Source organism: Chitinophaga hostae, assembly GCF_018224885.1.
In the GTDB taxonomy this organism is placed as follows: Bacteria; Bacteroidota; Bacteroidia; order Chitinophagales; family Chitinophagaceae; genus Chitinophaga; species Chitinophaga hostae.
Map to the genome: position 1 here is coordinate 1 of NZ_JAGTXB010000033.1, position 23,613 is coordinate 23,613.

Below are 23,613 nucleotides of genomic sequence, written 5' to 3' on the forward strand. Positions count from 1 at the left end.
CTTTTAAAATATTAAACATTGGGCGGTCCATTGGGCCGCCCTTGTTATTACAGACTATTCTTTTCAATTCGTTTACCGGGAAGTAAGCCCTTTCTTTTATTTACATCTATTTTTCTTTATTTAATCCTGATCAATACTCCCTGCAGTACTGGATATCGGTCACTATCCCGCAATGAAAAATATTTCAGTGCGGGATAGTATCACATCTTTCTTAATCATCATCTTCCGCTGATTTCGGGTCTGCTTTCAAACCGAGGGCTTTTAACCCCTTTTGATGTGCGCCGAAATATGCTTTGGGGAAGGGCTTATCGCCATGTATGGTAGACCATACGTACTCACTGAATAACAACGCATCTTTATCGATTAAATCCGGTTTGGAGAAATCCATTTTCTGCGTCAGAGGTGCTAACCGGGCAGTAGTTTTACTCTTGATCTGGTTTTTGGGCGGATTCAGTTCATTGATGGCAACAGTTGGTGTCAGGCTGTTATAGGCCGTATAGTCAGGCGTTTGATTGAAGCAGGCTGTCATTAACGGCGCCATTGCGACCAGTTGATTCATAGGTTGTACACCGAATATCTGGCAGATGGTGTGTAATACAGATGATTGATTGTAAAAATGGCTGATAACGGTATCCCGTTTTACATGAGGTCCTGCTACCAAACAGAAGGAACGATGTCCATCCACATGATCGGTGCCGCTTTGAGGATCATCTTCATTGATGAATATTGCCATGTCCTTCCAGAAAGAACTTTTTGACAGCGCTTCCACCACTCGTCCGGTTGCCCAGTCATTGTCTGTTACATAGGCCCGAGGGGTAGGGGATGCCTCGCCATACCCGCTGGTATGATCATTTGGTAAATAAACGATCATAAATTCAGGCAGGTTACCTGCTGCTTCGTATTCTTTTAATGCTTCGATGAATACGTCGGCCCTGACCTGGTCAGTAATGTTCATATTCCAACCGGGATAGCGTAGGTCGCTGTATTTTTCCAGGCTTTTCATGGCGTATGAACATTTATACCGGGCAGAATCATTTTTATTTTTCCAGGAGTTGTATACATCTGTCCAGGTTTTTCCTTTGGTTATTTCGGCGAGATCTGTTTCTCCAAAGTTTCTGAATGAAATACCTTTGCGTAGCAAGTGATTCCAGATGAAACCACAGCCTGCATAGGATAAGGGATCTGTTCCAAAATCATAGGCGCAATGCCCGTTTGAAAAATCTTTTTCGTGGTATGGACTGGTAATTCCCTGGATAGCCCATTGGTGTCCATCGCTTGAATTGACGCCATTACAATAGTAATTGTCCAGCAACACAAATTGTTTGGCGACGGCGTGTGTATTGGGCGTTATTTCTTTTCCAAATTCAACCAGTTTTGGATCGCAGTTCCCTTTTCCAAAATCACCCAGTACCTGGTCAAATTTTTTATTCTCTTTAATAATATATACTACGTGCTTTATAGAGGATGGTTCCCCCACGTTATCAGGTATGGGCTTAGGGGCTGTGGTGGCGTTACTTACGGCCTGAGCTCTCAGTAATTCTATGAAATGAAACCCTTTACTGGCTTCGGTGGTGTAGGTGTTTAGTTCTGCCTGGTTGCCGGGAAGTGCCACTTTTTGGATCTCTCCTTTCACGGCGGTGACGTTTCCAATGAATAAGTTATTTCCGGCAATGTTAATAGTTCCCGGAAAGCCTCCGGCTGCAATAAAGCCATAAGGCACTTTCTGTGGGTGCCTGGGATCTATGAGTGCAATTGAATTATTTCCGGCATTGGCTGCGAAGAGTGTTCTCCCATCGGGGCTGAATGCCAGCGCGGTTGTCAGGCTGCCATAGGGAAGAGATGGATCCGGTTTGGTATTAATGGTATGTACGACTTTTAATGTCTTTGTATCTATTACACTAATGCCATCGCCACTATCATCTGTAACATACAATGATTTACCTTCCGGAGATAATGTCATTGATTCCGGGTGGATGCGGGTAGGAATCTCTGTAATCGTTTTTCTTGACTCAATATCAATGACAGTAACGGAGCCTCGAAGTGCCACTGACCGGTCATCCACGGCAACATCTGTTCCGGCTGATTTTTCTGTTCTATCTCCTTTTCGGGGATGCGGCCCTCCGAAGTTGCTCACGAATGCGAGTTTTTTGTCTTTGCTGATGATGATAGCATACGGACAAACACCTACCGGGATCTTGCTTAAGATCTTGCCTTTAGCAAGGTCAACAACCGCAATTTCATTGGTAATAGCAAGGGCCACGAAGGCAACATTATTTTTGCATAATCCGATTCCTAACGGGTTAGTCTTATTATTATTGGCAGAGAGATCAATTTTCTTTGTCAGCGTAAATGTGCCTGATGGACTAACATTGCCAACATATAAATTTTTTTCCAGCCCGGTAAAATAAATGGTAGAGTCGTTGTTATCTACAGCAAGGCCGTTCATGGAGCCGGATTCCTTATCGGAATAGTCAATGTTATTAAGCGTTTTAAAATCGTTTGCATCGATAATAGTCAACTGTCTGTTGGTTTTTGCAATGAGCATATGCTGTTGCCGGGCGAACTCCAGGTTCAATACCCTGGTTCCTTTGGCCAGATTGAGGCTTTGCCCTGCGGGGTTCAGTAATTGAGCATTGGCCAGCAGTTTATCACCTGCCAAAGAGTGGCTCCAGGCGGTATCTACAGGTTTTCTGATATCCTTGTGCGGTGCTGCTACCTGTGCCTGCATATTTTGCGTGGTCAGTAAAAGCCCGAAAAAAAGGATGCCTGGAAAGAAAGATTGTCCGGTCCTCATCATGTTTTTAGTAATTAATGAAATGAAATTTGGCCGAAGAACGCATCCCGGAACCAGGTTACGGACTTCGAATTACGACAGCGGGTTTTGTCCTGGATGAACAATAGCTACAAAGATAATTTTAGCGATGAAAAGATACTGGTTAATTTGAAGTTACGCTTTCTGTATCGGGAGGGGATATCGCTTTCCTGAATTGGCTTTTTCTTTCCTGGGGTAAATATCTTCCCCAATTTCCCACCCTATTGACAAAGTCTTTAAAACAGCCTAATTTACCTACCACCAAAATCAGCAAGGCATGTTTCCTCTTACCCACCGGATCCTTTTATTCATGTTGCTGCCTTTATTTGCTATGGCGCAGCATACAGTGTCTATAAAAGAATATAAAAAGAGTTACAAGACATACCCGTTTTCCGACCCTGATCCGGTGGCGGCGCAGCGGATATACCCGTACTTTCGGTACGACGGCTTCACCGATAAGCCACTGCAGCAGGATTGGAAGATAGTGGAGCTGGAGAATGATTATATTAAGTTGATGATTACGCCGGAGATAGGCGGGAAGATATGGACGGCTGTTGACAAGCAAACGGGTAAGTCTTTCCTGTATGAAAATGATGTGGTGAAGTTCCGGGATATTGCCATGCGGGGACCCTGGACAAGTGGAGGGATAGAATCCAACTACGGGATCATCGGCCATACACCCAACTGTGCCACACCGGTGGATTACCTGGTGCGTAAAAACAGCGATGGCAGCGCCAGTTGTTTTATCAGTACGCTGGACCTGCTTACACGTACTAAATGGACCGTTGAGATACGATTGCCCGCTGATAAGGCTTATTTCACTACCCGCTCTACCTGGCACAATGCTACCCCTTTTGTGCAGCCGTATTACGCATGGACGAATGTAGGTATCCCCGTGGGCAATGACCTGCAATTCCTGTACCCGGGTAATCACTATATCGGGCATGACGGAAAGCCGGGACCGTGGCCGGTAGACAGCTCCAATGGGAGGCAGCTGTCTTTATATGCGCAGAGTAATTTCGGGGCAGATAAGTCGTTTCATGTGCTGGGGGTACATAGTAATTATTTTGGCGCTTATTGGAAACAGCAGGATGCCGGCATGATTCGTTATGCCAACCGGGAAGACAAGCTAGGTAAGAAGATCTTTCTATGGGCCTTGTCGGAGCAGGGAAAGATATGGGAACAGTTGCTGACTGACAAGAGCGGCCAGTATTGCGAGATACAGAGCGGTCGCCTCTTCAACCAGAATGTGGTGGGCAGCAGTTCTACGCCGTTCCGTCAAACCGGGTTCCAGCCTTACGCTACCGACAGCTGGGAAGAATATTGGTATCCTTTCCGTGGTACCGGCGGCTTTACGGATGCAGGTTTGCAGGGCGTGATACATGCTACACAAAGTGGTCATGAATTATCGGTAGTGCTTTCTCCCGTGGTATCGCTCACGGATACATTGAAAATATATGACGCTGCCGATCATCTGCTGTACAGTCACCCCGTGGAGCTGCAGCCTTTAAAAGCGGCGCACTATGTATGCCCGCTGTCCGATGGCACTCGTGCGGCGAAGATCGTATTGAAAGATATGACGACCTCGCCGGATACGGAAGCGGCCCAGGTTGCACTGGAACGTCCTTTAACGCGGCCCGGGGGATTCAATGAACAGGGCGTATACGGTCTTTACCTGGCGGGGCGCGACCTGCTGCGCTTCAGAGATTATGCTGATGGAGAAAGTAAGATCCGTCAGGCGCTGGCCATTGATCCATATTTTGTTCCTGCCTTAACAGAAATGTCGTTTATTCATTATCGTAAGTTGCGCTATGATTCTGCCTTCTATTGCGCCAGGCAGGCGCTCTCCATTGATACTTACGATGCCGGCGCCAATTATAATTATGCCTTTGCCGCAGCGCAGCTCGGTCGGTTCAATGATGCGCAGGATGGGTTAGAGGTAGCGGCACTTACACCGTCTTTCCGCAGCGCGGCTTATACAGCGTTATCGAAATTGTACCTGCAAAAAAAGGAGCTGGAAAAAGCCGTTGCCTACGCAGGGAAAAGCTGTGCAGATAATAGCCGGAACATCAGCGGATTGTTATTACAGGCTGTTGCCAGCCGCCGCTCAGGCAAGCTGGATGAGGCCGGGGTAGCATGCGATAGCCTGCTCATGATCGATCCATTGCAGCATTTTGCGCATTTCGAACAATATCTCCTGCATAAAGATGAAGCACACAAAGCCGCTTTTCAGTCACAGCTGAAGAATGAGCTGCCACATGAAACTTATCTCGAAATGGCTGCCTGGTACAACGAAATGGGATTAAAGGATGATGCTCGTCTTTTGCTCGACCTGGCGCCTGCGCAGTCGGAAGTGCTTTATTGGAGGGCTTACCTACACCGGGAGGATGCGGACGCATCGCGTTACGCGGCCGCCGCAGACAGCAGCAGTGCGCTGATGGTATTTCCTTTCCGGGAGGAAAGTGTGCCGGTGATGCAATGGGCAATGGCCCATAGTGCCGACTGGAAGCCGTCCTATTACCTGGCATTGATTTACCTGTTCCGGAATGACAGCGCTGAAGCCATGAAACTATTACAGTCTGTTCCCGCGTCCGTGAGCTTCGCACCTTTGTATGCCTTGCGGGCACGTCTGTACGCACCGGAAGATGGGGTACGCCGAAATGCAGATCTGGCGCGGGCGGTACAGATAGCCCCCGGGGAATGGCGGTATGGAAAAATGCTTACTGAACAGCTAATAGCCGAAAAAGCATATGATAAAGCACTGGAGCTGATTACAACCTACCATCACCGCACACCGGAAAATTACATCATTGGTATGTTGTACATACGCAGCCTGGTACTGAATAAACAATATGCAGCAGCAGAGCGGGCATTGACAGATATCAGGGTGTTGCCTTATGAGGGCGCGGTGGAAGGACGCCGTTTGTATCGTAAGGTGAAGTTATTGCTTGCGGTAGACGCCATTGGCAAACAACGCTATGCTGCCGCCCGGCAGAAGATCTCCGAGGCACGGCTATGGCCGTTGCATCTGGGTGCGGGTGCGCCATATCCTGCAGAACGTCATGAGCAGCAGGAAGATGAACTGGATAAAGCGGCTGCCAGTGGGCAACGTACCATTCCTGCCGCGCTCCGGCAAACCATCGAAGCGATGTAAAGTATCTCTTTTCAAATGAATAAATTAATTAATAGTTACGGGTGCATATGAGAAAATTATTGCATCGCTTGGCTGGATGCGGTGTCTTATGAGAAGAAAAACGCGGACCCTAAACCCCGGATTTGCGTGTCTTACTAATTTTATTTTAATGAAAATTAATTCTATCTTAACTTTTTTCTAAAAAAGTTGTTAAAAAATTGCGTGACTTGAAAAACTTTACATAGGTTTGAGAATAAGAGAAAGAGCATTAGGAGTAGCGAAAAAGCGAGTTATTTTTTTTATATGATTAGCTAAAACGATTTACGTAAAACTGATTAGCGTGTTAGTCGGGCGCATGTCAACCTACAATTATGCCTAAACTATAAATTCAATCAGGGTCAACAACAATTGGAAAGATTAGATTGCCTTTAAACATTCAACCTGAATTTCACTAAATAACCAGAATTTTTTTATCAATCACTTTGTTATTCGTAAGTATATGCACGTTAAAATTTTTCTATTCACCAAGTAGCGTTAGTGAACTATAAGTGATGTCTTTCAAACAGGACATCTTTATCCCGTTTCAATAAATCAGGCCAACCAAACAATGGTTTTTGTGCTATAAAATAGCGCAGTAGCTACTGCTTTGCAAAAAGTATAAACCAAGAGAATGAATACTAAACATTAACATGGTCCCATATTAAATCCGACCATTATCAGCAGCCGGGATGGATACTACGTGGAAGAGCAGGTAACGACTTTACCCAGGCAACTGGTCTGGCTCAATGCACCGAAACATTATATCTATCAAGTCTTCCTACCATTGGTATTATCAGCAGGGCTATCTGTTCGATATAGTAAGCGTTGGCCATAAAAATTAATAGCCTGACGCCGATCAATGTACCAGGTACAAACAGCCTGCAACATATAGGGTTCCATTCATAATACTATACCAACATAAGTTCTATTCAATTTTAAAAACAAAAAAACGATGCAGTCAATCAAAAGATGTCTTTTGCTTTTTATGCTCTTTTGCATAGGAAGCATGTTTGCCTATGGGCAAGGAAAAATGACAGTTTCAGGTACTATCAAGGACGCAACCGGCAACGTTCTTGAAGGTGCTACTGTGGGCGAAAAAGGTACCACCAACGGGGTGCTGACCGGCAAAGCAGGTAATTTTACCATCAATGTTAAACCAGATGCAAGACTGATCATTTCTTATATTGGTTTTGTAACCCAGGAACTGCAGGCTACATCGTCTATGCAGATAACATTGGCCGCCAGTGTTCGGACTGCTGATGAGGTGGTGGTTACAGCCTTGGGTATCAAGAAACAATCCAAGGCATTAGGTTATGCGGTATCTAAAATTGATGCCGACAGGATTATGATCAGTGGTACACCTTCCAATCCTTTACAGGCTCTCTATGGCGCAGCGCCGGGCGTACAGGTAGGAGCTACTGCTGCGGGTCCTACTGCCGGTATGAAAATCAACATTCGTAATGCAGTATCTTTTGACGAGAATTCATCTACACGTCCGCTGATTGTAATAGATGGAGTGCCCATTCACGACCAGAATACGAAAATGGGTTTTGCCGCTACGGATCGTGATAATGGAACCGGTATTAACGATATCAACCCGGATGACATTGCGTCTATGGAAATTCTGAAGGGTGCAAAAGCATCTGTACTATATGGTAGTGAAGGTGCGAATGGCGTGTTGCTGATTACCACCAAAAGTGGTACCAAAGGACAAGGAATCGGTGTAGCAGCTTCTTTCACCACCTCATGGGATCGTGCTGCATTCATGCCTAAACTGCAAAATGAATATGGTTCAGGTTCCAGCCCCAGCAATCCAAAGAATGATGAGGATGGATTTTACCTGGTAAATGGAAAAAGAACATTGGCCCCTACATTGGGAGATGGTACTGGTGCCCAGGCATTCGGACCAAAATTTGACCCAAGCGTAAAAGTAATGTGGTGGGACGGTGTAGAAAGACCATGGCAGGCACAGACCAAAAATATCTACAATGATCTTTACCATACCGGGCATCAAAATACTTCCAATGTAGCAGTAAGTGGCGGAAACGAGCAGGGACAGTATCGTTTCTCCTATACTAACTTAAATATGACGCCAATCAGACCAGGTTCAAATTTTAACAAAAATACTTTTAGCCTTAACTCTTCATACAAAATAAACAATAACATTACCCTTAAATATACCGGCAACTTTTTCATCTCTAAGAACGTGAATGCTGCCAACCTGAGCACCATGAACGGGGAAGGTCAGCAGGCAGAGATTGGCGCGTTTAGTGCGGATATCAATGTGGGCTTGTTAAAGCAACATTTGCTGACACCAGATGGATATAATTTCTTTGCCAGCCCAAGCAATAGAAATTTGATCTCCAATGGTAGAAAAGGAGTGGTAGGATTTCTCTGGGATCAGTACCAGAATAAATCCAATTTCACCAGGTTGCATAATATCCAGTCTTTATCTGCTGATATAAAGCTCACCGATATCTTTAGCGCCACATTAATGGGAGGGTTGGATTATAGCACAGAGCGGAATGAATATAAAGGTAAATTATTAGATCCGCAGTTACTGGGACCTAGTAGTGGTTTCATGTATAGTGATGTAACGAATATCTACAAAACTACCTACGGCCAGGGAATGCTGAACTTCGATACTAAAATAAATAATGATTTTAATTTGTCTGGTTTTGTAGGTGGAGTAGTCAGAAAAAATAGCGCTGAAGGAAAAGGAGCATCTGTGAATGGTTATGGACAACTCGTTATTCCTAACTACTTCTCATTTAACAATTTGCCATTAGGTGTGCAGCCTCAGTACCAGTTTACAAACGGTGAGGATATATTGTATAGCTTAATCGGATCTGCACAATTAGCATGGAAAAATCAGGTGTATATTGAAGCGCAGGGCAGACAAGACTGGTCTTCTATTTTGCCTCCAGGTAATAACAGCTATTTCTACCCAGGTGTGAGTGCATCATGGATTTTAAGCGAAAGCTTCAAATTACCGACAGTGTTCAATTATGCCAAATTAAGAGCATCATGGGCTAACGTAGGCCGTCCGGGTCCACGCTATTTCAGTAACGTTAACTATGCTACCTCTCAAACCGGTGGTGGTTATGTGTTGACTCCGCCCGCTGATCTTCCTCCAATGGATGCCAACGGAAACCCAAATTTAAAGCCAGAGCGTAAACGTGAATTTGAGTTAGGAGCTGAAACTTATTTGCTCGAAAACAGAAGAATTGGTGTAGACTTCTCTTTTTACAGATCTCACATCTACGACCAGATCATGGCAGTAGCTGCGCCTCCGGGAATGGGTGTTAAAAATGTTCGTATGAACGCCGGTGATGTAATGAGCACAGGATGGGAATTGGCTATTAAAACCAAACCAGTCCTCACGAAAGACTTCCAGTGGGATCTTACCCTGAACTTTGCACACGGTAAAACGATCGTAGAGAAACTGGACGGTAAATTGCAATCACTCACTTTATGGACTGCATTCGGTGCCGTGAACTCTGTAGCTAATGTTGGCCAGGAATATGGTCAGCTTTACCTGACTAAGTCAACTTACACATATGACAAACCAGGTGACGCAAACAATGGACAAAAAGTGGTGAATGCTGCTGGTTCTGCCTACGATTATAAGAGCACTGCTAAGTTGATTGGTAAAACAATTCCTGATATATCAGGTGGTATCCTCAACTCCTTTACCTACAAGAATTTCCGCCTTATTGCAAATATCGACTACCAGTTTGGCGCTACTTTCCTGTCAGGTACAGAAACTTACATGATGGCTGCTGGTGCATTGAACGAAACTTTGAAATATAGAGATGCCGCACACGGTGGAGTTGCCTATTATTTGGATGCAAATTCCAAAAAAGTAGCAGGTAACAACCCTAATGGCGGACCTACTTTCCACGACGGTGTGATATTGCCAGGTGTTGACGTGGATGGTAAACCAAATACTAAAGTGGTTTCTGCGGATAACTATTATTACGATTCTTACTTCTCAAATGGTTTCTTCCCTGAAGACAGAATCTTCAAAAGCGATTACATTGCACTGCGTAACGTAGCCCTCGATTACACTTTGAGTAAGAGAATTGCTCAAAAGATTCGTATGAGCAACCTGGTAGTATCTGTGTTTGCAAACAATGTAGCTTACCTTTACAAAGCTGCACCGAATTCAATACCAGAATCAACTAACGGAACCGGCTGGGGTGTAGGTTCTTATGGAACAACTGCATTGCCTGCACAACGTTCAATAGGTATTTCTATCAAAACTAAATTCTAAAAACAACTAAGATGAAATACATACATTTAAAATCACTTTTCTTACTTACGTTGTTAATATCTTCTGTAGGATGTAAGAAGACACTGGAAGATTTGTATCAGAACCCGGATGGATATTCGAAGGATATGGCGGATAAGTCAGGAGTAAGCGTTATCGCCGGCTTCTTCACTTCTCAGCTAACCCAGGGCTTCTTTTTGAGTGGTGATTACGGTTCTGTTTATCACCAGGTAAGAAGTGGAGGAAGGGTTACCACCAGTGGCATTCAAATTTATAATGTAATGGCAGAAGGAGGCTCCTACACCCTCGCAGATGTTGAGCATGACTGGGGTACCGGCGGTTTCAACGAATCTATCTTCAACTTTGTGAATACCCAGTGGATGACATCCGTACTTTGGGCACAACGTGAATACAACAACACGCCACAAGCTAAGCGTACCAATTTAGATAGCCTGTATATCACTTTATTGCATGCGCTGAAAGGTTATGCCTATGAAAGAGCCACTGACATGTATGATAAGGTGCCATACATAGAAACAGGTTCAGCGGGCGGCCTTGACGGCCTTAAAGCCAAATACCTGGGCCAGTCTGAGATCTATCCTAAAATCATCAATGATTTTAAGGTGGCGGAAGAAGCGTTGACGAATCTGACACTCACTTCTACCCAACAGGCATCGTTTAGTCAACAGGATATCCTTTTTGGCGGAAGTATTTTGAAATGGCGTAAGTACATTAATTCATTAAGATTACGTTGTGCAATGAACGTAAGCGAGGTGACCCCTGCGTTGACGAAGCAAGTGCTGACAGAGTTACAGGGCAAACCTTTAATGAGCGACTTTAACGATGTAGCTGGTATAGCCGACATCGCTGTTATTGCATTGAATCGTATTTGTAATGAATTGGGAATTACACGTTCTTTCAGGGAAAGAGGAGCTGATTTCACCGCAGGGAAAAAATTCCTGCAGGACGTGATGTATTGCCAACCGGTTGAAGGTAGCAAAGTGGTAAACGGAAAAACATTATACTATTTTAGTGGTGATAATTCCGCAACTGGTTTGTTAAATGGTACTGTTGACCCGCGTGTTTCTTATATCTTCTCTCCGGACGCTAATGGCAGATACCTGGGTGTTGAAACAAAATGGGATGGCAATAAAGATGAAAATAGCTATTTAAATAAAGTTTTGCGTGGCTACTACATCAACGATCCTATTCTGACTGATATTACAAAAACCATCTTTTACTATGGTGTAAACAATAGCCTGTCAATTGAACTGGATGCAGCATCAAAAGCAGATTTGAGCAAACGTGAATCATTCCTGTTAAATGCACTTCGCAACAGACTCGCTAATTCCGAAGACACTGACGGGAACGTAGGTACTGAAAAGAACCTGGTTGCCGCATATAATGTACGCCCGGAATTCAACTTCGCACTGAAATATCCAACCATTCATGCGGTTGAAACAGAGCTTTCATTGGCGGAAGCAGCGGTAAGAGGTTTTGGTACATTGAATGGTAGCGCACGTGAGCACTACAAGAATGCGATTATATTGTCCTGCAAATATTGGTATGATCTGAATAACTCAAATCAATATTCCAAAACAACCATGCCGGCAATGCCAGGCACCATGGATGATTCCAGAATCAATGCCAAACCTGCCATGGAATATAATGCAAGCACTTTTGCTGAGAATGCTGCTCAGAAATTTGATGCAATGTCCAGCCAGCAACAAGTACAGGCAATATTTAATCAACTGCAGTTGCATTACAATATGCTGAACTTTGAAGTGCCATACACCGCTGCCCGCAGATTAATTAAATATGTCGGTACCAACCCGGCTTCCATGTTTGACAAATACAAATGGAAAGAAAGAATGACTTATCCAAGTAGTGTTCAGGCTTCCGATCCGGAAAGTTGGTCAATTATCAGCCCTTCTAATAATCCGGATCTCCCGGTATGGTTTACAGGCCGTACTACCAAATGGAAGAATGTATTGGAATAAATTCTTCCGGCTGGTGAGATAGACACCTCCGGTGGATTAATAACAAAGTGAAGACAACAATAAAGCCGCCATTGCGCGGCTTTATTGTTTTTGGTAAGGAAGGGTCCCTGAATTAACGCTCCCGGATTTTATCGCCTACTGACATCACCATCCCGGGAAATAACCAGTGTTCCATTGCCATTTGCAGCAGGAAGACTTATCTGCAGCACTCCTTTCTGCAGCCGTTTTACCTCAACCGGCTTTCCGTTAAACTGCACCTGGTAGTCAAATGCAGGATTCATTCCTGCCAGCACAGTGCGTTTATGCGGTGGGGTAGCCTGATCAAAGGAAATATTCGCTTTGTACGAAGTATAATCATTGTTAAAAGACTGCCCGTTGATCCAGATTTCAAATCCAGGTGTAATGGTTCCGGTTTTATAGTATGCCGTAAACCAGGATAGCACAGGGGTAGATAAACCGGAGAACTGGTGCCAGCCGGCGCCTCTGCCCGATGCCGCCAGAAAGTGTTCAAATGTATAATAGGAGGCATCCGTTTCTCTTTTATACACATCCAATCCTGTGGAGGCTATTTTGTAGGCAAGATCACTGCTATCCATATCCAGCATAGTTTTCCAGACAAACCACTGATGCGGCATCCATACGGCTCCGTTCCAGTAACCATCTGAACGATAGTAAGGGGCCGACTGGTCCACTACCGTAATTCCGGAAGGACTCCACATATGTTTGGATGAAAAGATTTTGTTTATTAAGGTTTCCTGCTGACTGGCGGTACATATCCCCGATATCAGCGGGTACGCGCCATCAAGACCCATATTAAAATTGGCGCCGGATGCCGGGTCATTAAAGAATCCGGTGGCATGGCCGGTGCTGTCGTGCATCACATAGGAATAATATCCACTCTTTGCATCCCATGAATAGCGTTGCAGTGCAGCGGTAAACTTGCTGATGTCATTGTCATATATTTTGAGATCGGAGCGGCTATTGAGCGCCCTGGCGGCCATTCTCAATATCTTGGCCACACGGATAATATGCGCGGTTGTTACAACCGGCGTCACCTGTTTTTCCAAATGCTGATGGTGAACACCTACCTGCGGTGGATAGTCGTCCCACCCGCCGGAATTATAAAAATAGTCCCAGGTTTTCAGCAAGCCAGACTGCAATACGTTGGTAGAAGAACTTCCATATCGCCCCACCAGGAACTCATAGTATTGTTTAAGCCTGGGATAAAAATAGCTGAGTAATTCCTGGGATTGGGTTTGGTTCCACAGTTCGAGGAAGGCATATACCTGCACCGGCAGTGGCGTTCCGTGATGGATGAAGGCCGACTGGCTCCCGGGAGGAGTTACATAGGCATTGATGCAATCTGTTGCCAGTTCACGGTTAACGGTAGAAAGCCCTAATGCCACAAAGCCAAGATCCCATGTATACAGGCTGTTCCACCATTTGCCAGGGGTGAAATGTTTAATGTACTGGTTTTGAGTATAAACAGGATATACTACGTTTGAAAGCAACGCGCTTTTCAGCATCCGCTGACTGAACAGGTATGGTTGTCCTTTCGGCAGTATTCCTTTTTCTTCAGGGATCGTATCTTTTAGCTGAGCGGCAAAATGTGTTTTTAGCGGGCTGCTTTTTTTCAACGCAGCCATCACTGCATCGCGTGTTCCGCAGGTAAGCAGTGCGGTGCATGTTTGGTCGGAATACGGCTCTACCGATACCGGTCTGATAAAAATGTTGGCATAATCACCTTTCATATTTCCAGTCAGCACTTTGGCCACATGGTTATGCGTTTCGTTCCGGAGAAAAATATCCAGTTCATCATTTTGGATGCTACGTATCTTAAAAAGCGCTGTATCCCATGTGATCCCGTAGTATAGCGGTACATCCTGGTATTTCAGCAGCAGGCTGCGATCCGGGAGGTTTTCTTCGGACACGGGCATTTTAAGCATCGGCGCGGGCACAATAGTAAAAGGCTCACGGGATTGATCTGTGGTTACAACAAAACCATTCAACAGGATATCGCCACCGCCAAGTGAAGTAAGGGTGAGAAGCCGGCTATTATTGTGCGTTGCTTCAAACGGAACATCCAGTACAGCAAGCGAATCGGCTGGTTTGAAAACAACTTTCTGGTTGGCCAGTCCCGAGAGCTGCACCACAGATTCCTTTCCACCTTTCATCGTATAAATAAAAAGTATCCTGGCCTTTTTATCGCCGGTTGGTGTGTTAACCTCATATGTGATTTTATCGCCCTGCTGCCTGCCAAATCCTCCTCCAATACCGCGGCCGTTTATCAGCCGGGAGCTTCGCACCTCTCCGCGCATCCATCCATCATAAACAAGGTCGGTATTGGGCTGTTTCACAGCATATGAGATCGAACGATAGTCCACTGCATTATACCATTGCGTGCCATCGCCATATTTTAATGTTTGTATCCCGTAATTTTCGGGATATTCCATCGAGGCTACCAGGTTCAGAGAGAGCAACTGCGGGAGTGCAGTATTGTTAACACAATGTACGGATACCAATACAGCAGCGGTATCAATTAATGTATAGGTAACATCGGTATATACCTGGTCCTTCCATTCCAGTTCATACCGGTACGTGATAGTACTCAAATCATTTTTCACATTCCATGGAAAGTAGGACGATTCAAACCGTACATTGGGCACCAACAGCTTATTGCGGTAATAGCCCGGCAGTACCGAAAAATCGAAACGCATCCCGGATGCCATATCCGGAATATGCGAAATGCCTGCATACCGCTTGGAATAAGGCCCCCAGGAGGGCAACCTGAGGTCATGGCTGCCATTGAGTTGTTGAATATTGAAATGTTGGGCGTAACTGTTGGCAGCTAATAGCCATGTCAGGCAGAAAATAAACCCTGCTATGATTTTCATGACGGACGTTTTGAGTGAATGCCTGTTAACTCCCGGTACAATCCGGAAATTAACAGGCATTCAATTTTTAGTTAGCACCTTCGTTCTGGGTGATCTTTGTTTTATTGATGTCGATCTGGCTTTGTGGTATCGGGAATACCAGGTTCTTTGTGGTAACAGGATTTACGAGGTTGATCTGCGCTGCTTTCCCATTCATTACGGTAATAGCGCGATCTGTTCTTACAAGATCGTACCAGCGCAGGTTTTCAAAGGCAAACTCCACTCTTCTTTCATGTTCCATTGCCAGGCGGAACGCCGCCTGGTTGGGAACTGTTGCAGAAGTGAGATCATTGAGGCCTGCGCGTTTACGTATATTGTTAAGATAAGTAAAGGCATCACCGCTGGCCACGTAACCTGCTTCGTTCAAACACTCGGCATACATCAGTAACACATCTGCATAACGGATAACAGGTATGTTATTACCATTATCATTATTGACGGTGGGAACGTCAAAATATTTTTTAACGAAATTGCCCGGAATTGTAGCGCCGCTGGCATTTACATAAGAAGTAGCCAGGGTTGCTGCCTTCCGCTGGTCGCCGGCTTCGTAGTCGTTTACCAGGTCGTCGCTGGGGGTATTATTACCGCCACCACCGAACATGATAACGGCATTCCCTGAATTTTGCGGAGCAAATGAGTTGGGCCAGGTGTTTCCCTGTCCTACGCCACCGGATTTATATTGCACATCAAAAATGGCTTCTTTATTATTTTTGTTGCTCACTTTGAAAAAGTCGGCATACACCGGTACCAGGCTGTACTGCTGCAGATCAATAACGGCTTTTAATTGTACTGCTGCCGGTGCATATTTCTTCTGGGTAAGCAATACGCGGCCAAGAACGGCCTTGGCGGCACCCTTTGTGGCCCTGCCAACATCAGAACCGGTAAAGGAAACAGGTAATGCATCAGCAGCCTCTGTAAGATCTTTTTCTATTTGCGCATATACGGCTGCTTTCGGGTTTCTGCCATATTCATACCCTTCATCCGGGTTGGTGATCTCCTTTAACACCAGTGGCACATCTCCAAAGGTGCAAACAAGATTAAAATAAAAGAGCGCGCGGAGAAATTTGGCTTCCCCGGTGTACTGATTTTTCACGGCATCCGTCATGGTGATAGTGCCAATGCGCCCGAGAATAGCATTGCATCGAGCGATAGCTGAATAGCTATTGCTCCAGCGGTTATTAATAAACGGATTGGTAGTGCGTATATAGAAACGGTCAAATTCATCCTGGTCGGTTACAGAACCGGAAGCCACCGGTATGGAGTTATCGGACCTTATCTCTCCGAAAATGTAACTGTCAGCGCCATAAGTACCGCCTGATCTGAGCGCGTTATAGGCGCCGTTGACAGCATTTTTAAAATCTTCCGGTGTTTTGTAAAAATTACCGGTGGTGATGGAAGATACCGGCTGCAGGTCTACGAAACTTTTGCCGCAGGACGACAGCAGGAAAACGAGTAAAGCTGCCTTGTATGTAATACTATGATTGAATTTCATGAGATGTCAGTTTTGTGGTTTCACCTGAATATTAAAAGCCAACGTTGATGCCGAAAGTCACTGTTTTTGACAATGGATAACTGCCATAGTCAACGCCGCCGGTAAGCGGCCCCTCGTAGTTGCTTACTTCCGGGTTGAAATTCAGGTACTTTGTCCAGGTATAAAGATTTTGTGCAGAAGCGTATATCCGTACCTGTTGTAACTTAAGACGGCTTATAACAGATTTTGGCAACCTGTAGCCCAGGCTTATATTCTGGATACGCAGGTAGGAGCCATCTTCTACCCAACGGGAAGAAACAGCATTGTTATTACCGGTAGTACGCGCATTAGCTCTTGGTACCTTGCCATTGCCGGGATTTTCCGGCGAACGCCAGCGGTCCAGTGCTACTGTCAGGTTGTTGCCTCCTCCTTCCAGGTTATCAAAAAAGCGGCGGCTCAGGTTAAGGATCTGCCCTCCCTGGGTACCCTGTATGGCAATAGCAAGATCGATGTTCTTGTAAGAGAAGGTGTTGCTGATACCATAAATGAAATCAGGCTGATTATTGCCAATGATTGTTCTGTCTTTCGCATCAATGGCGCCATCACCATTTACATCTTCATATTTCAGATCTCCGGGTCTTGTGGTATTATCATGCGGATTGGTATGCAGGTCGGCGGCATCCTTGAATATGCCCAGCTGTTTGTATCCATAGAAGCTGCCGATAGGCTCGCCTATCATCGTAATGTTCGTTTCTCCAACACCACTGCCGCTCAGGATGGGATCGCCGGTGGGCCCCAGTGCCAGCACTTTGTTCCGGTTAAAGGAGAGATTGGCGCTGGTATTCCAGGTAAATGCCCCGGTAAGATTATAACTATTCACACCAAATTCGAAACCTTTATTGCTCATCTTGCCAATGTTTTTCACGGCAGAACCGAATCCGGTGAGCGTGGGTACATTTACGGACAGCAGCAGGTCTTTGGTGATGCGATCGTAATAATCTACCGTAAGAGAGATCCTGTTTTGTATGATACCGATATCCACACCAAGATCCAGTTGCTGGTTGCGCTCCCAGCTCAGACCTGGATTGCCGAGTGTGCTGATAGCAAGACCGGTAACGATATTGTTGTAGAAGGCGTAATTGGAGCTACCTACACTTCCTACATAAGGATAGTAGTTATTGAATGAATTGTTACCGGAAAGACCATAACTAACGCGCAGTTTCAATTCAGATAACAGCGGCAGATTTTTCATGAAAGGTTCTTCTGAAACCCGCCATCCCGCGGATGCCGCCGGGAAAGTACCAAATCTGTTGTCCGGTCCGAAAATCGAGGAACCATCGCGCCGCACCGATACTTTCAACAGGTATTTGGTTTTATAGTTATAATCCACCCTGGCAAAGTAAGACACGGTTGCGTTTTCTGTGATTTGCGAACTCACGGATGCCGGTTGTCCGGCAGCATTCAGTGTTTGTACAATGTCGTTGGCAAAGGTGTTGCCGGCGGCGTCGGAAGATTGGTATTGCAGTTTGCTGGATTCAGTACCGGCCAGCACTTCCAGGTTGTGTACATTCCGGAAAGATACATTGTAGCTCAGTACCTGGTTCACCAGCCAGCTAACGCCCTGTTCTGAAAACGCGGTGCCTGTGGCAGCCGTAGGCGGCAATTGCTGGTTAAGCGGCATCTTTGAAGTGGTATAGGTGTTTCTCCTGTTCTGGTAAAGATTGGCATTACCGGAAACCCTGTATTTCAGATTTGGGAGAAATTTGTATTCTGCGTAGGCATTAGACAGCAGGTTAGTTTCGTGGAATGGGCTGTTATATTCGGTAATATTGGCAACTGGATTGGTAATACCGGGCAGGTTGTAGGGTGCTGCCAGGGCTGCCATCGAAGAATAGCTGCCGTCGGGGCCGTAGATAGGCGCCATCGGCATGGTATTGAGTGCGGCATTGATGATGCCGTTGCTGGCCCAGTGTCCATCGGATCTTACTTCCTGTGTTATTTTGTAAGATGGATTGATGTTAACCCCAATGGTCAGTTTTGGAGTGGCTTGTATATCCACGTTTGCCCGCAGGGTATAACGGTCCATCGTTGATTTCCTGATAATACCATCCTGCTTCAGGTAGCCGGCGCTGACAGTATACTGTACATTTTCGGAGCCACCTGTGGCCGAGAACTGGTAATTGCTGATCGGTGCAGTACGGAAAATGAGGTCCTGGTAGTGGTAATCCGGGAGTGCGGCCAATTTGGCCGGGTCATCGAAATTCAACCAATCAAAGGATTCGCCGCGGGGATAACGGTAACGAAGGTAATTGGAAGGCCGTGCGCTGTTGGGATCAGATATCTGGGCGCCGGGTACATTGTCGAGATAAGCATTGTTGGCTGCATCTTTAGCAAATTCTGCATATTGCTGTGAATTCAGTACATCCAGTTTTTTCGACACCTGCTGAAATCCCGTATAGGCGTTCAGGTTCATTCTTATTTTACCGGGTACCCCTCTTTTTGTTGTTACGAGTATCACACCGTTGGAGCCGCGGGAGCCGTAGATAGCCGCAGAGGAGGCATCTTTCAGCACATCGATCTTATCAATTTCCTCTGCATCCAGCAAGCCAAATACGGAGGGAGGAACAATGTTACCGTCTACCACTATCAATGGACTTGTTCCTGCTGAAATAGAGCCAAAGCCCCTCACTTTGATGGCAGGTGTTTTGCCCGGGCTTCCTGAATTCTGTTGCACCACTACGCCGGCTATTTTACCCTGTAGCGCACTGGCCACGTTCGACACCGGCATATCATGGATTTCCTTCATAGAAACAGACGCAATGGCGCCGGTCACATTTTGTTTCTTTTGCGTACCATAACCTACCACCACTACATCGTTCAGATTACTGGAAACAGCCACCAGTTTTACATTGAGCGTTGTTCTCCCTGCCAGTGCATGCTCCTGTGAAGCAAACCCGATATAGGTAAACAGCAGGGTATCATTAGCGGTACGCACATTCAGCGTGAAATGCCCATCAGGGCTGGTAGCAGTACCGAGGGTAGTGCCTTTTACATTGATGCTCACCCCAGGCAAGGGCTGGTTACTATCGTCCGTTACCGTTCCGGTAACTGTAACCCGGGCCTGACCGGCTGTGGCCACATCGTTGCCCTGTGAAATCACGATCAGGTTATTCCCCATGTCCCGGTACCGCAGACCGGAGTTTTCCAATAATTTATTGAGTGCATCGGAAACCGTAGCATTCTTCATGGAGAAGTCTACTTTTTTCGTTAGCAGGTTGAGATCATAATTATATATAAACCGGACTTTGGCTTTTTTCTCGATCACATTCAGGATCGCACGCAGTTCAACCTGTTCAAAGCTGGCGGTTATAGTTTGACTGAAAACTTTTTCGGCATAGACCTGGGAAGCGGTAAGGAAAATAATTAACAAGGAAAGCTTCATACACAGAAGGAATTTAAGCACACGTGGCGTCATAACTCCCCTGGCGGGAGGTACGTTTTTTTTCATAACTTTAGATTTATGGTTTAAAAGGAAGAAACCCGTTGATTTTGCCGATCGGAGGTTTCTGAAACATTAGACTTTATCGGGGAATGTGTCCGCATTTCCCGATTTTTTTTGCTGTTACTTGTAGATGTTTACCTCATTATTGTCGATTTTAAATGTGAAAGGCAACGATAACTGCAGCACTGACAATACTTTCGTGATAGTTTCGTTTTCAAATTTTGCATGAAACCTGTACCTGGCCACTGCGGGATCGTTGATAGCTATTTTTACATTGTACCATCTTTCCATTTCGGCTGCGATCTCCAGGAAATCCTCTCCGTCAAAAACAAGTTTATTATATACCCAGGCTGTTTCTGTCATGGAGGTATCGGCAGCGGTTTCTTTAAGGCGTTTTACGACCATATCATTCTCCGCAATGGAGAGAGCAGGATGATCTGTATTCGCGGAAACACTTTCCGTTGTTCTGTTCGCCACTAATTTTTCATGTGGGTGAAGCAACAACCCTTGCCGGGAGTTATCGCCGGTTTTGGATACCTGTACCGAACCCCTGATCAGTGTGGCCTCTGTTTTATTATCGTCCGGATAACATTTTACGTTGAAAACGGTGCCCAGCACCTTTATGGTAATATCGCGGGTACGCACGATAAAAGGACGTTGGCTATTTTTCGCAACGTCGAAATAAGCTTCTCCTTCCAGTTCTACTTCCCGCAGGGAATCCATGAAATTGACAGCATAGCTGATCCTGCTGCCTGAATTAAGCCATACCACGCTGCCATCCGGTAATAATAACCTCGATTTGGCGCCCGGTTTGGCAATTGTTTCTATACGGGATGCCTGGGGTACACCGGTTGGAGTCCGGAAGTACAGCCAGGAAAAGAAGAGCAGCCCTGCAAAAACAGCAGCAACGGCCAGGATATTACGTGTGTAATGTGAACGGGAGCTGTGCGCTGGCAGCGATATAGATCCCGTTTCCGGTGTTTCGCTGGCTGCCGAGTCCAGTATATAACGGAAATGCGCATCGGGATCCGCATCTTCATCCGCAACGGGGGAGACGGAAGCAGTCCAGTAATCCGCCAGGATGGAAAGAAAATAAGCATCGTCCGGATGCGCTTCCAGCAGCGTATCCAGCTCTTGTATTTCTTCGGGAGATGCTTCTCCGGATAATTTTCTGGCAATTAATTGTGCGATCCTTTCTTTATGCATTGACCCTTGGTTAATGATAAAGACAGGGAAATGGAGAGATGACCTTAAGCGGAAATAAATTATTTTTTTACAGCCTTTTTAGGGAAGGCCGTAAAATGCGCCTGCACCTTTTCGGAAATACGTTTAACGGCTATCACCATCTGCGCATCCACTGTATTTACAGTGAGGTTGAGGATTTCGGCTACATCCTTGTAGCGGAGACCATCTTCACGTACCAGCTTAAATATCATCTTGCACCGGGGAGGCAGGTACTCGATGGCAGAGGTGATCTTTTCCTGCAGCTCGGCGCTGATCATTCGCTGATCCGGCGCCTGGTCATGACTCATGGCGATGTCGAAATGATTGAAGGGCTCCGTAATCTGGCGATGGGCCTTGGAAGAAAGATAATTGAGCGCACTGTTTTTTACCGCCACATAGAGGTATACACGAATATTGGAAATGGACGCCGCCTTTTCCCGCTGTTTCCATAATTTGATAAATACATCGTCGACTATTTCAGACGCCGCTTCCCTTATTTTAATGATGGAATAGGCAAACTGGTTGAGCCGGGGACTAAAATAATGAAACAACCGGCGGAACGCCTGTTCATCACCATCCACGATTAGCTGAAGTTCCACAACCGGCTCCTCATTTATATGATGTGAACTATTTCGCAATCGATTGTATTAATTTTAGTTGATAAACGTAAAATCGCAACATTCCCGGGAAAACAGGAATGCAATGGTAACGCAACGGATAGATTTTATTCAAATCTTAAAGTACACTTTTTTTATAAAATGCCGGTAGTCAGGCAGCATAATATTTAAAACTGACAGGGCTTACCTTCCCGGCAAAATGGTCGTCTGCCATTGTCAGAGCGCATCCTTTATTGCTTTGAGGTATTGTTTATGATTAGATTTTTTAATGACGATTTCCCGGCATTGATTGAACCTGGCAAATGTTTTAATGGCATCTGTAATTTTACCAATCGTCTGCTTGCTGAGCTGCATTGGCTCAAAGTGAAGATTGTGTATGATTAATACCTTTTGTTTCCGGTCGGCTTTTGAATCCATCCTGCCTGCAAAAACATCGCCTACCAGTATAGGCAATGAAAAATATCCGTATTTCCGCTTGGGCGCCGGAACAAAGCATTCTATCTGGTAGTCGAAATCGAAGAAATCCTTCAGGCGATGCCTGAACACATTTAGTATGTCGAACGGAGAGAGGATAAACGCGTCGCCAGACAGTTGGATCTTCTTGTTTCTATAGCCTGGCAGCATGTAGAGAGGGGCCGTTTTCAAGCCCTCGATAGTAACGCTGCAAATTTCTCCTTCCGCTGCGAGCGCTTCCAGCTCTTTTTTTACCAGGTTATTTTTAATGTAACGGGCACGCCAGGCTATTTCCTTTGCATAGCCGATACCAAGTGCTTTTAAATCGCGCCGGATCACATGCCTGGCAAATTCGGCCGGTGTGGGCAGGTGAGTCTCAACATCATTCGGGATTAAATTAACAGGCAGATCATACACCTTCCTGAAATCCTTTGTGCGGGTAACCATCAGTCGCCCATCCAGGTAAAGCCGCTCCAGCGCCACCTTCGACGGCCGCCAGTCCCACCAACCGGAACCAGGCTCCCGGCGGTCGTTATCAAAATCGGATATCATCAACGGCCCCTCCCGCGCCACCCTGTCCAGCACCTTGTTCATGAGGTTGACCTCCGGTTGTGCGAGCGGCCCTCTGCGGGATACAAAACCCTGCTTTACCGGCAGGGAATAACGATAGTTATACATGGGCATATAACCTGCATCAGAAGTGAAGCATTCAAAGATTCTTCCGTCTGCCTGCAACTCATCGAGCCATTCCGGTTTGTAGTCGGGCACCCGTGCTGCAATGGTGTGGTGGTGCGCGCGCTCAACAACATAGTTGGTATCGAGCTGAATAAAGCCAAGATGATCGATGAACTTATAAACGGCCTCATAACCTTTCCCAAACTGGGCCTGTCGCGATAGTCCGGCCGCGTGGAGAATGATTTTCCTGGCTTGCGATATGGTGAGGGTAACTGGGTTCATATGTACAGTAAATTAAGGAAATATTCAAAGTGGTGTTTGGAAAATTATTGTTCCGGAAGCCATTTTCCTGCAAAGGATCCGGTGACCACGGATATTAACCGAAAATCACCGAATATCTGCCCGCATTCCTATATTTAATTTCTATTGATATATTTAAGGCGTGTTTCAACCTGTTTCCTGCTTCCCGGAGAGGAACGAT

At 45.7% G+C, this 23,613-nt stretch carries 10 protein-coding genes; 3 read left to right on the forward strand and 7 right to left on the reverse strand.

All coding sequences use genetic code 11. The features are described from left to right. Window positions 1-211: 211 nt before the first annotated feature. On the reverse strand, window positions 212-2,797 hold the full coding sequence (locus tag KE626_RS33715; protein WP_211977493.1) for a bifunctional YncE family protein/alkaline phosphatase family protein: 2,586 nt from the start codon (window positions 2,795-2,797) through the stop codon (window positions 212-214). A 292-nt stretch (window positions 2,798-3,089) separates the two neighbouring features. Between KE626_RS33715 and KE626_RS33720 the strand changes: the two genes are divergently transcribed. The 3 genes from KE626_RS33720 to KE626_RS33730 all read left to right on the forward strand — a co-directional run bounded on the left by KE626_RS33720 (window position 3,090) and on the right by KE626_RS33730 (window position 12,257). After that, the gene (locus KE626_RS33720; protein ID WP_211977494.1) at window positions 3,090-5,966 is read left to right on the forward strand and encodes a DUF5107 domain-containing protein; all 2,877 of its coding nucleotides are present in this window, start codon (window positions 3,090-3,092) and stop codon (window positions 5,964-5,966) included. A 1,048-nt stretch (window positions 5,967-7,014) separates the two neighbouring features. Beyond that, entirely contained in the window at window positions 7,015-10,260 is a 3,246-nt protein-coding gene (locus KE626_RS33725) for a SusC/RagA family TonB-linked outer membrane protein (protein ID WP_211977495.1), read from the forward strand. An 11-nt stretch (window positions 10,261-10,271) separates the two neighbouring features. Then, complete coding sequence (locus KE626_RS33730; RefSeq protein WP_211977496.1) at window positions 10,272-12,257, forward strand: SusD/RagB family nutrient-binding outer membrane lipoprotein; 1,986 nt, start codon at window positions 10,272-10,274, stop codon at window positions 12,255-12,257. A 128-nt stretch (window positions 12,258-12,385) separates the two neighbouring features. Here KE626_RS33730 and KE626_RS33735 read toward each other — a convergent pair whose 3' ends face one another. From KE626_RS33735 to KE626_RS33760, 6 genes are all read right to left on the reverse strand, one after another. Beyond that, complete coding sequence (locus KE626_RS33735; protein WP_211977497.1) at window positions 12,386-15,151, reverse strand: MGH1-like glycoside hydrolase domain-containing protein; 2,766 nt, start codon at window positions 15,149-15,151, stop codon at window positions 12,386-12,388. Window positions 15,152-15,218: 67 nt separating this feature from the next. Next, complete coding sequence (locus tag KE626_RS33740; protein ID WP_211977498.1) at window positions 15,219-16,682, reverse strand: RagB/SusD family nutrient uptake outer membrane protein; 1,464 nt, start codon at window positions 16,680-16,682, stop codon at window positions 15,219-15,221. Window positions 16,683-16,713: 31 nt separating this feature from the next. Further along, on the reverse strand, window positions 16,714-20,169 hold the full coding sequence (locus KE626_RS33745) for a TonB-dependent receptor (protein ID WP_211977499.1): 3,456 nt from the start codon (window positions 20,167-20,169) through the stop codon (window positions 16,714-16,716). Between the two features lie 114 nt (window positions 20,170-20,283). Next, on the reverse strand, window positions 20,284-21,369 hold the full coding sequence (locus KE626_RS33750) for a FecR family protein (RefSeq protein WP_211977500.1): 1,086 nt from the start codon (window positions 21,367-21,369) through the stop codon (window positions 20,284-20,286). A 59-nt stretch (window positions 21,370-21,428) separates the two neighbouring features. Next, window positions 21,429-21,986: an RNA polymerase sigma-70 factor gene (locus tag KE626_RS33755; RefSeq protein WP_346344517.1), complete on the reverse strand. Its 558-nt coding sequence runs from the start codon at window positions 21,984-21,986 to the stop codon at window positions 21,429-21,431. Between the two features lie 234 nt (window positions 21,987-22,220). Further along, window positions 22,221-23,414 (reverse strand): winged helix-turn-helix domain-containing protein, encoded by a 1,194-nt coding sequence (locus tag KE626_RS33760; protein ID WP_211977501.1) that lies wholly within the window; start codon window positions 23,412-23,414, stop codon window positions 22,221-22,223. Window positions 23,415-23,613: the final 199 nt, after the last annotated feature.

What these genes read in the sequence shown, in the direction of transcription:
- KE626_RS33720 (WP_211977494.1), top strand. Translation starts at nt 3,090, where the DNA reads ATGTTTCCTCTTACCCACCGGATCCTTTTATTCATGTTGCTGCCTTTA.
- KE626_RS33725 (WP_211977495.1), top strand. Translation starts at nt 7,015, where the DNA reads ATGACAGTTTCAGGTACTATCAAGGACGCAACCGGCAACGTTCTTGAA.
- KE626_RS33715 (WP_211977493.1), bottom strand. Translation starts at nt 2,797, where the DNA reads ATGATGAGGACCGGACAATCTTTCTTTCCAGGCATCCTTTTTTTCGGG.
- KE626_RS33750 (WP_211977500.1), bottom strand. Translation starts at nt 21,369, where the DNA reads ATGCATAAAGAAAGGATCGCACAATTAATTGCCAGAAAATTATCCGGA.
- KE626_RS33735 (WP_211977497.1), bottom strand. Translation starts at nt 15,151, where the DNA reads ATGAAAATCATAGCAGGGTTTATTTTCTGCCTGACATGGCTATTAGCT.
- KE626_RS33740 (WP_211977498.1), bottom strand. Translation starts at nt 16,682, where the DNA reads ATGAAATTCAATCATAGTATTACATACAAGGCAGCTTTACTCGTTTTC.
- KE626_RS33730 (WP_211977496.1), top strand. Translation starts at nt 10,272, where the DNA reads ATGAAATACATACATTTAAAATCACTTTTCTTACTTACGTTGTTAATA.
- KE626_RS33760 (WP_211977501.1), bottom strand. Translation starts at nt 23,414, where the DNA reads ATGAACCCAGTTACCCTCACCATATCGCAAGCCAGGAAAATCATTCTC.
- KE626_RS33745 (WP_211977499.1), bottom strand. Translation starts at nt 20,169, where the DNA reads ATGAAAAAAAACGTACCTCCCGCCAGGGGAGTTATGACGCCACGTGTG.